Source organism: Glycomyces dulcitolivorans (genome assembly GCF_003265355.1).
Taxonomy (GTDB): domain Bacteria; phylum Actinomycetota; class Actinomycetes; order Mycobacteriales; family Micromonosporaceae; genus Glycomyces; species Glycomyces dulcitolivorans.
In genome coordinates this window covers 1-8949 of the sequence record NZ_QFRW01000222.1, presented here as the reverse complement: position 1 = coordinate 8949, position 8949 = coordinate 1, and the positions used below count along the sequence as shown (strand labels likewise).

Below are 8949 nucleotides of genomic sequence, written 5' to 3'. Positions count from 1 at the left end.
GGTTCCGGGATGGGGCAGTTCGGACCGGCGGGCGGCGCCGGAGCCGGGGCCGGAGCGGGCGGGGCCCGTGCCGGCGGGGCCGGGCTCGGGAAGGGCCAGGGGCTCTTCGGGAAGACCGCCGGTGCCGGCGGCGCCGGGATGATGGGCGGCGGTGGCGGCCGTCCCGGTGGAGCGGACGGTGAGGACGGCGAGGGCAAGGAGTCGTGGCTGACCGAGGACGAGGACGTCTGGGGTCTGGCCCGGTTCGAGGACGAGGACGACCCGCTGGCGTGACCTCGCCGCTGGGAAGCCGAGGTTCTTCGCTTCCGCGCTTCTTGAACAGAACGGAGTTCGGGCCCCTTGCACTGGCGCGCAAGGGGCCCGGACTGCGTCTCGGTGTCAGACTCCGGCGTAGGAGTGGAGTCCGCTGAAGACGAGGTTCACTGCGGTGAGGTTGAAGAGCATGACCGCGTAGCCGAGGATGGCGAGCCAGGGCGCGTTCGCCTTGGCGGACCGGCCGGAGACGCGGGCGTGCAGGTAGGCGGCGTAGACGACCCAGGCGATGAAGGCCCAGACCTCCTTGGGGTCCCAGTTCCAGTAGCGGCCCCAGGCGAGGTGGGCCCAGACCGAGCCCGCGATGATGCCGAAGGTCAGGAGCGGGAACGCGAAGACGTGGATCTTGAACGTCAAGCGCTCCAAGGCGGTCGCGTCGGGCAGGCGCTCGGCGATGTTGAGGGGGAAGCGGATCGGCTTGCCGTCGGAGACGCGGCGGTCGAAGCTGCGCTTGAGCAGGTGCAGGATCGCGAAGACGCAGCCGATGAGCAGGATGCCGGAGGAGGCGATGGCCGCGGTGACGTGGATGATGATCCAGTACGAGTCCAGGGCCGGGACCAGGGGCCCGGCCTCGGTGTACACGCGGACCGAGGTGCCGAGGACCATCGTCACGGCGAAGGTCGCGAACAGGCCCAGGCGGCGCGGAACGGAGCCGCGGGAGACGAGCCACAGCCAGGTGACCATGCCCGCGAGGGCGACGCCCACCGTGTACTCGAACATGTTGCCCCACGGCCACCGTCCCGTGTAGATCACGCGGGTGACGATGCTCGCGGCCAGGGCCGCGGTGCCGAGGAACGTCAGGACCAGGCCCAGCCGCCCGGCGCCGCGGGCGGCGGCGGGGCTGATCGGGGCCTCGGTGGCGACGTCTGCACTGGTGTCGGTGTCGGACGCGCCGCCCACGGCGACGAGCGCCTTGGCGCGCTTGGGCGCCCGCTTGTCGAAGGCGTATTCGACGGCGTAGGAGAACATCGCCGCCGCGTAGATGAGGATCGTCGCGACGAACAGGGCGTTCGCGGCTTCTGCACCGGTCATTCATCACTCCCGGACTTGTCGGTGTGGGTTCCCGGCGGCTCGAAACCGGGTGCGATCGCGGCTGTGAGCTCGTCGCACTCCTCGTCAAGGCCGTCGAAGTCGTTGCGGTTCAGGCCGGCGGTCTCGACGGTGCCGTCGGGGTTCCACCGGATCCAGTAGCGCCTGCGGCGCACGGCGAGCCCGGGCAGGAGGCCGAGCAGGAGGAGCACCGCGCCCGCGAGGACGACGGGGCCGCCGGGGTCGTGGCGGACCTGGAGGACGGCGTACTGCTCGACGCCGTCGAAGGTGAGGGTGGTGCCGTCGGGGAGGGTCATCGAGTCGCCGACGCCGATGACCTCGACGTCGTCGTTGACCTGCTCCAGTTCACCGGAGGCGATCTGGTCCTCGTTGACGGAGTACACCGACTCGGGCAGGCCGTCGCCCAGGCCGAGGTCGCCGGTGTACGCGGTGAGGGCGAGGACCGGGTTGTTCAGCTCGGGGTCGGTGCCCAGGAGCATCGCGGTCGAGTCGTCGAAGGTGGGGACGAGGATCGCGTCGAAGCCGACTTCGGCGTCCTCGTCGACCTCGCCGGTCTCGGGGTCGACGTTCACGTCGGGGAACTTGAAGGCGCCCTCGGAGTTCAGGGCCGCGTCCATGGACAGGAACTCCTGGTGGAGCGTCTGGGTCTGCCCGTAGCGGTCGGTGTAGGTGACGACGGCGGTGTAGCCGTGGCCGATGAGGAAGACGTTGGTGCCGTCGATGTTCAAGGGGTGGTTGACTTCGAGGCCGTACTCGCCGGTCTCGCCGTCGGCCTCGTAGGTGACGTCGGCGTCGTAGGCGGTGGGCCCGCCGTCGGTGAACTCGGCGTCGAAGGCGTTGAGGGTGAGGCAGAACTGCGGGAGGGCGGTCTCGTCGACCCACGCGCCGAGGCCGTACTCGTCGTACTGCTGGAGGTTGTTGCAGTAGGACTTGTCCTCGGAGAGGATGCGGTTCCCGTACCAGCTCATGAGGCTGCCGAGGGCGACCCCGACGAGGATGAAGATGATGCTGGTGTGGAACAGCAGGTTCCCGGTCTCGCGCAGGTAGCCCTTCTCGGCGGCGATGACGACGGTGCCGTCCTCGTGCTCGCGCACGGCGGTGCGCCAGCGCTGCTGCTTGAGGACGGCGCGGGCGCGGCCCTGGTTGGCGTCGGCTCCGGGGTCGAGGACGCGGTGGTACGGGAGGATCGACATGCGCGCGGGGGCGTCGGGGACCTTGGCGCGCAGGGCTTTCCAGTGGACGTTCAGGCGCGGGAGGATGCAGCCGACGAGGCTGACCATGAGGAGCAGGTAGATCGCGGAGAACCACGGCGAGGTGTAGACGTCGAAGGCCCACAGGCGGTCGAGCCAGGGCGCGAGGTCGGGGTGCTCGTCGAAGTAGCCGGCGACGTCGACGGTGCTGATGGACCGCTGGGGGAACGTCGAGCCGGGGATGGCGGCGAGGGCGAGGGCGAGCAAGAGGATGAGCGCGGTGCGCATGGCGGTGAGCTGGTGCCACCAGCGGCGCCAGAAGGCGCGGAAGCGCTTGGCGGCCTTGGGTTTACGCTGGGCGGGAGTGAGGGTGGCGGTCACAGGACGCTCACCCCGGTTCCGACGGTCGCGCGCAACCAGTTGGTGAAGTCGCCCCAGGCTCCCGTGGCGAGCATCAGCCCGACCGCGATGAGCATGATGCCGCCGGCAATGGCGATGGCGCGGCCGTGGCGCTTGAGGAAGTCGAGGGCGCGGGCGAGGCGGTGCATGCCGACGGCGAAGAGCACGAAGGGGAGTCCGAGGCCGGCGCAGTAGGCGATCATGAGGCCGACGCCGCGGGCGGTGCCGTCCTGGATGACGGCGAGGCTGGTGATCGCTGCGAGAACCGGTGAGGTGCAGGGGATCCAGGAGAGCGCGAAGACGGCGCCGAAGAGGGGCGCGCCGGCGAGGCCGACGGCGGGACGCCATTTGGGGGCGAAGCCGCCGCGGGTGGGGATGAGGCCGATGAACATGAGGCCCATGGCGATCATGATGATCCCGGCGACGGTTTCGAGGGCGCCGGTGTTCTGGAGGAGGGCGCGTCCGGCGCTCTGGAGGGCGAAGACGACGACGGTGTAGACGGCGGTGAATCCGGCGACGAACAGGAGGGCGCCGGTGAGGACGCGTCCGGTGCGGCGGTCGGCCTTCGCGGCGCCGTCGAGTTCGGTGCCGCTCATGCCGGTCACGTAGGAGACGTATCCGGGCAAGAGGGGGAGCGTGCAGGGGGACGCGAAGGAGACGAGCCCGGCGAGCGCGGCGACGCCGAAGGCGAGGAGCAGCGGGCCGGAGGCGGCCGTTTCAGCCGGGTTCATTCGGCCTCCTTGCAGCGGTGCAGTCCGGAGGCCGCGGTCTCTGCCAGGTTCATTCGGCGTCCTCACGAGGTGCGGGTTCGAGGTGCTTGCGGGAGGGGTTGTCGATGCGGCGCTTGACGAGGGCGGTCACTGCGACGGCGGCGATGGCCGCGGTTCCGGCCATGACAGCGCCCTTGGCGGCCTTGCGGATGGCGGGGTTGTTCGGCGTGCGCATCAGGTCTCCAGGGCTTTGGTCACGTCTGCGGTGATCGTCTCGACGTCTCGGAACCGGACGCGCCAGATGGAGAAGACGCGGTGCTCGGCGTCGATGAGGATCGTCGCGGGGATGGTCGTCGGCGAGAGGCCGAAGTCGATGAAGTCGTCGGCGATGCGTCCGGCCTCGTCGCTGATGGACGGGAACTGGACGCCCCAGCGCTCCTCGAAGGCCAGTGCGGCGTCGAGGCTGTCGCGGATGTTGACGCCGACGAACTGGACGTTCTGGCCCTCGAACGCGGCGGCGGCCTCGACGAGGTACTTGGCTTCGGCGACGCAGGGCGGGCACCAGGCGCCCCAGAAGTTGACGACGAGGACGCTGCCGGCCCAGTCGTCCGTGTCGATCGGGTTCCCGTGGAGGTCCTCGCCTTGGAGGCGGGGGGCCTCGAAGCGGTCGGCGGGGTCCTCCCACCGGTAGTTCGAGCCGTCGCCGGAGACGTACCGGTCGCGGTTGATCTCGTTGACGCGGTTGCTGTCCTGGCCGCCGTCGCTGCACGCCGCGAGGGCCAGCAGTGGCGCAGCGCCCAGCATCGTCCTCCGCCGCAGGCCCACGGTCAGGCGCCCTTGGCCCGCCGGGCCGTGGCCGACTTGAGCACGAGGTGCGCGGCCGGCTCGGAGTACTCGATGCGGGCGAGGGTCTCGCCTTCGTAGACGAAGCTGGTGATGGACGCGAGGGAGCATTCGCGGTTGCGCGGGTCGTGCCAGAGGCGCTTGCGCTCGGCGAAGCGGCGGACCGTCCAAATGGGGAGCTGGTGGGAGACGACGACCGCTTCGGCGCCGTCGGCGGCGGCGCGGGCCTTGTCGAGGGCGTCCATCATGCGGCGGGCGATGTCGAGGTAGGCCTCGCCCCAGGAGGGGCGGAAGGGGTCGCGCAGGCGCCACCAGTAGCGGGGCTGGCGCAGCGCCCCGTCGCCGACGCCGACCTTGAGGCCTTCGAAGGAGTTCCCGGCCTCGATGACGCCGTCGTAGGTGACGGCGTGGAGGCGGTGGGAGGCGGCGACGGGTTCGGCGGTCTCCTGGGCGCGCTGGAGCGGGGAGGAGCCGACGTGGACGATGTCGCGGCCGGAGAGCTTCTCCGCGGCGGCGAGCGCCATCTCCTTGCCGAGCTCGGACAGGCCGTAGCCCGGGAGCCGGCCGTAGAGGACGCCTTCCGGGTTGTGGACTTCGCCGTGGCGCAGCAGGTGGACGATGGTCTTGGAGCCGCTCATGAGCGCACCTTAGCCGCGGCTTCGGCGGCGGGTTGCAGCGCCTGTTCGATGTGTGACAGGGCTTCCTCGTCGATCGCGGCGGACGTGAACCAGCATTCGAACGCGCTCGGCGGGAGGTAGACGCCCTGGTCGAGCATGGCGTGGAAGAACGCGCCGTACGCGGCGGCGTCCTGGGCCTTCGCTTCGGCGAAGTTGGTGACGGGCCCTTCGGCGAAGAAGACCGAGAAGAGGTTCGAGGGCGCCGAGACGTAGTGGGGGACGCCGGCCTTGGAGAGCGCGGCCCCGGCCATCCGCTGGAGCTCGGCGGCGGTGTCGTCGAGGGTGCGGTAGACGGCGTCGTCGCAGAGCCGGAGGGTGGCGAGGCCGGCGGCGACGGCGAGCGGGTTCCCCGAGAGGGTCCCGGCCTGGTAGACGGGCCCGGCGGGGCTGATCCGGGACATGAGGTCGGCGCGGCCGCCGAACGCGGCGGCGGGGAGGCCGCCGCCCATGACCTTGCCGTAGGTGTAGAGGTCGGCGGGAGCGGCGAGGCCGCCGGGGGCGACGCGGAAGCCGGTCATGACCTCGTCGGAGATGAGGAGCGCGCCGCGGGCGCGGGTGACGGCGTAGAGCTTCTCGTTGAAGCCGTCGAGGGGTTCGATCGCGCCCATGTTGCCGGGGACGGCTTCGGTGATGACCGCGCCGATCTGGCCGGGGTGGGCGGCGAACGCGGCTTCGACGGCGTTGATGTCGTTGTAGGGCACGACGATCGTGTCGGCCGCGGCGGCGGCGGGGACGCCGGGCGAGTCGGGGTGGCCGAGGGTGGCGACGCCCGAGCCGGCTTCGGCGAGGAAGTAGTCGGCGTGGCCGTGGTAGCAGCCGGCGAACTTGATCACCTTGTCGCGGCCGGTGGCGGCGCGGGCGAGGCGGACGGCGCTCATGGTGGCCTCGGTGCCGGAGGAGACGAGGCGGACCATCTCGCACGGGGTGCGTTCGACGATGAGTTCGGCGAGCTCGATCTCGGCGACCGTGGGCGCCCCGTAGGAGGTGCCGCGGGCGGCGGCCTGCGCGAGGGCGTCGACGACGGCGGGGTGGGCGTGCCCGAGGATGAGCGGGCCCCAGGAGCCGACGAGGTCGATGTAGGTGTTGCCGTCGACGTCGGTCATGCGGGCGCCCTTGGCCTCCGCGATGAACACCGGCGTCCCGCCGACTCCGCGGAAGGCCCGGACCGGCGAGTTCACGCCCCCGGGGATGACACGGGCCGCGCGCTGTGCGGCGGCCTCCGAGCGGGAGCGGTCGAGCGGCCCCGGTTGCCTGTCAGTCACGGCCTCAGCATCGCACACGCCCCACGGGACGCGCAGGAGCGGCGGCGGCGGGCGTGGGGCCCGCCGCCGCGCGTGCGTCGTAAGGCGACCGCCCTCAGCCTCGGCGCGTCGAAGGCGACCGGGTGGACCAGGCGCTCGGCGAAGCCCAGCGGGGCGGGGGCCGGTTCGGGGTCCGGGCCGGCCAGGAGCCAGCGCAGCGGCGCGGGCACCCGGTAGACCGCCTGGTCCATCGCGGGCCGCTCGATCACCACGAGGGCCGCGTCCACAAGTTCGACGAGCGCTTCGAGGCTGCCGTCCCTCTGGCGGCACAGGTCGAGGACCTCGTCCACGCTCGCGCCCAGCTCCCGCGCGGCGAGTTCGAGGAGGACCGCGCGGGCCGGGCCCGAGATCGCGGCGACGGCGGTGTCGATGGCCTCGCGGAAGCGCCCGCCCGCGTCGAGGACCGCGACCGGGTCGTCCCTAAGGCGGCGCAGCGCGGTCTGCGGGGAGGCGAGGGCGACGAGGTCGGCGAGCGCGAGGAGCGCGGGCGGGAAGTTCTCGACCGCGGCGGCGAGGCCGCGGCAGTCGGCGGCCGTCCACGGGGCGCCGCGGTCCTCGCAGAACCCGGCGAGCATGGCGGCGCCGACGGTCCCGGCGGGCAGGTCCAGGGCGCGCTTGACGGCGCCGGGCAGGTCGAGGGGTCGGCGTCCGACCGCGAGGAGGTGCAGGTCAGGGCAGGACTCCAGGAGCAGCAGGAGCTCGTTGCGGCGTTCGGCGCCGAGCTGGTCGGTGCCGTCGACGACGAGGAGGGCGCGGCGGTCGCGAAAGTGGTCGGTGACCGTGGCCATCGGGTCCCGCAAGGGCTCGGAGCGCAGGTCCAGGGCGGCCAGGAGCGCCTTGCCGAGGTCGGGTCCGGCGTCGGAGTACCAGACGCCGTGCTCGTAGCAGGAGAGGCGTTTGCGGGCCCAGGCTTTGGCGAAGGTGGTCTTGCCGCAGCCGGGGAGGCCGCTGAGGGTGACCATGCGGCCCACGGCGAAGGCCCGGTCCAGTTCGCGCGCGTCCTCGGGCCGCTCCACCGGGGGCTTCAGGGCGTGGGGCAGGTTGTGGTGGCGGGGGCGCACGCGCGGTGGCGGGAAGTCGTCGGGCAGGCCGGGGGCGGTGAGCTGGACCAGTTCGGTGGCGCCGGGCAGGCCGCGCAGTTCGAAGTCGCCCAGGCGGCGCATCGACTCCGGGGCCAGGCCCGCGGCGGCGGCGCAGCCGGCGGAGGCGAGGATCTGGTCGCCGTGGGCGGCCGAGCAGATCCGGGCGGTCCGGTGCACCTCCGGGGTGGCGTAGCCGCCGGCGGAGGGCCAGGCCTCGCCGGTGTGCAGTCCCATGCGGACGGGCGGGCGCAGCGGGGCGCCGTCCTGGTCGGGCCAAGTGGCGCCGCGGAGGGCGCCCTGGATGCCGACGGCGGCGGCGCAGGCGTCGGCGGCGTGGTGGAAGGCCACGAAGAACGAGTCGCCCTCGGTGTCGATCTCGACGCCGCCGGTCGCCTGGAGGACCTCGCGGACCAGGGCGCGGTGGCGGTGGAGGACGATCCGGTAGCGCTCGGCGCCGAGGCCGGAGGCCAGGCGTGTGGAGCCTTCGATGTCGGTGAACAGGAACGTGACGTCGCCCGCGGGGAGCAGGGCGCGGGGCGGGGCGGCGGGGCCGTCGCCGGGGACCGCCGATCGATTATCCATATCGGACGGTTGCAGGTATGCCGATGTCTCATTCCCGAACGGCTCGAACCCGACCGCGTCGGATGGGGCCGGATATCCGGGTCTCTCGTTTCCAACCAGTGAAGGGGAGGTCAGTGCGGCGTGCGATGCCGTTGTCGTATCCACGTTGTCGGTCAACTTTCGTTCAGCCCCCGTATGCCGGGCTGTGGCGCGCTGGTGCGCGGGCACAATTGCCCAGCGGCCTCACAGTGTCACCCCCATCTCAGTCGGTTACCTGCCGTGATGGGAACTGGCACTCCGCATGTGCCCGGGCAAGGCCGTGTCTCCTGCCCCCGGCGCGGACGTGAAGCCTTCTCGACGCGAGTTTGCTCGTGGCAACCACCGATCCGTTATAGGGAACGATCCGAGCGCCCGCTGGTAGCGGGCAGTCGGGGAGAATTATTGGCCCCGAGGCGTTGCCCGCGGGAACGAAACTAGGGAATACTCGCATTCAGCCCGGTCCCCCAGCGGCACCGCGCACCCGCCGGCATCCGGGTGCATACTGGGCGCTCACGCCCCCGCTCGGGCCGCAGACGTGAAGACCCGCAAGACCACTCCCGACCGGGCCGCCGACCTGAAGAACCGCGACACCGCCTCCGCCCCGACCGGGCCGCCGAGCCGAAAATGAGAACCTGAAAGGACGACCCGCTCCCGTGCTGCTCCTCCTCCGCCGCATCGCCCTCCTCCCCTGGCGCGCCCTCAAGGCCGCCGGCAGGGGCGTCCGCGCCGCCGGCAGAGGCCTTCGCGCCGCCGCCCGCGCCCTGCGGGCCCCGGCGGGCCGACTC

The 8949-nt window shown here is 72.1% G+C and carries 8 protein-coding genes and 1 pseudogene; 1 reads left to right on the top strand and 8 read right to left on the bottom strand.

Annotated features, from left to right (window positions below):
- A pseudogene (locus tag DI269_RS15250) lies at positions 1-273 on the top strand (hypothetical protein); the annotation flags it as partial.
- Between the two features lie 105 nt (positions 274-378).
- On the opposite strand, the gene ccsB reads toward DI269_RS15250, so the two are convergent.
- The 8 genes from ccsB to DI269_RS15215 are packed head-to-tail and all read right to left on the bottom strand — an operon-like array spanning position 379 to position 8146.
- Positions 379-1344 carry a c-type cytochrome biogenesis protein CcsB gene (ccsB, locus tag DI269_RS15245; protein WP_112137278.1) on the bottom strand — a complete coding sequence of 322 codons (966 nt, stop codon included), beginning with the start codon at positions 1342-1344 and terminating at the stop codon, positions 379-381.
- Positions 1341-2933, bottom strand: coding sequence for a cytochrome c biogenesis protein ResB (resB, locus tag DI269_RS15240; RefSeq protein WP_232822759.1), 1593 nt, complete (start codon positions 2931-2933; stop codon positions 1341-1343). Before resB ends, ccsB begins: the two co-directional genes overlap by 4 nt.
- Positions 2930-3682 carry a cytochrome c biogenesis CcdA family protein gene (locus DI269_RS15235; RefSeq protein WP_112137276.1) on the bottom strand — a complete coding sequence of 251 codons (753 nt, stop codon included), beginning with the start codon at positions 3680-3682 and terminating at the stop codon, positions 2930-2932. The genes resB and DI269_RS15235 overlap by 4 nt, the downstream gene beginning before the upstream one ends.
- Positions 3683-3731: 49 nt before the next feature.
- Positions 3732-3896 carry a hypothetical protein gene (locus DI269_RS27140; protein ID WP_157975011.1) on the bottom strand — a complete coding sequence of 55 codons (165 nt, stop codon included), beginning with the start codon at positions 3894-3896 and terminating at the stop codon, positions 3732-3734.
- Positions 3896-4465 carry a TlpA family protein disulfide reductase gene (locus tag DI269_RS15230; RefSeq protein WP_112137274.1) on the bottom strand — a complete coding sequence of 190 codons (570 nt, stop codon included), beginning with the start codon at positions 4463-4465 and terminating at the stop codon, positions 3896-3898. The genes DI269_RS27140 and DI269_RS15230 overlap by 1 nt, the downstream gene beginning before the upstream one ends.
- Before the next feature lie 23 nt (positions 4466-4488).
- A complete protein-coding gene (locus DI269_RS15225) occupies positions 4489-5142 on the bottom strand; it encodes a histidine phosphatase family protein (RefSeq protein WP_112137272.1) in 654 nt (217 codons plus the stop codon).
- Entirely contained in the window at positions 5139-6443 is a 1305-nt protein-coding gene (hemL, locus tag DI269_RS15220; RefSeq protein WP_112137270.1) for a glutamate-1-semialdehyde 2,1-aminomutase, read from the bottom strand. The genes DI269_RS15225 and hemL overlap by 4 nt, the downstream gene beginning before the upstream one ends.
- Positions 6440-8146, bottom strand: coding sequence for an adenylate/guanylate cyclase domain-containing protein (locus DI269_RS15215; RefSeq protein ID WP_112137268.1), 1707 nt, complete (start codon positions 8144-8146; stop codon positions 6440-6442). The genes hemL and DI269_RS15215 overlap by 4 nt, the downstream gene beginning before the upstream one ends.
- Positions 8147-8949: the final 803 nt, after the last annotated feature.

Coding starts and splice junctions, on each gene's coding strand:
- ccsB (WP_112137278.1), bottom strand. CDS start 1,344: ATGACCGGTGCAGAAGCCGCGAACGCCCTGTTCGTCGCGACGATCCTC.
- DI269_RS15235 (WP_112137276.1), bottom strand. CDS start 3,682: ATGAACCCGGCTGAAACGGCCGCCTCCGGCCCGCTGCTCCTCGCCTTC.
- DI269_RS27140 (WP_157975011.1), bottom strand. CDS start 3,896: ATGCGCACGCCGAACAACCCCGCCATCCGCAAGGCCGCCAAGGGCGCT.
- DI269_RS15230 (WP_112137274.1), bottom strand. CDS start 4,465: ATGCTGGGCGCTGCGCCACTGCTGGCCCTCGCGGCGTGCAGCGACGGC.
- DI269_RS15225 (WP_112137272.1), bottom strand. CDS start 5,142: ATGAGCGGCTCCAAGACCATCGTCCACCTGCTGCGCCACGGCGAAGTC.
- DI269_RS15215 (WP_112137268.1), bottom strand. CDS start 8,146: ATGGATAATCGATCGGCGGTCCCCGGCGACGGCCCCGCCGCCCCGCCC.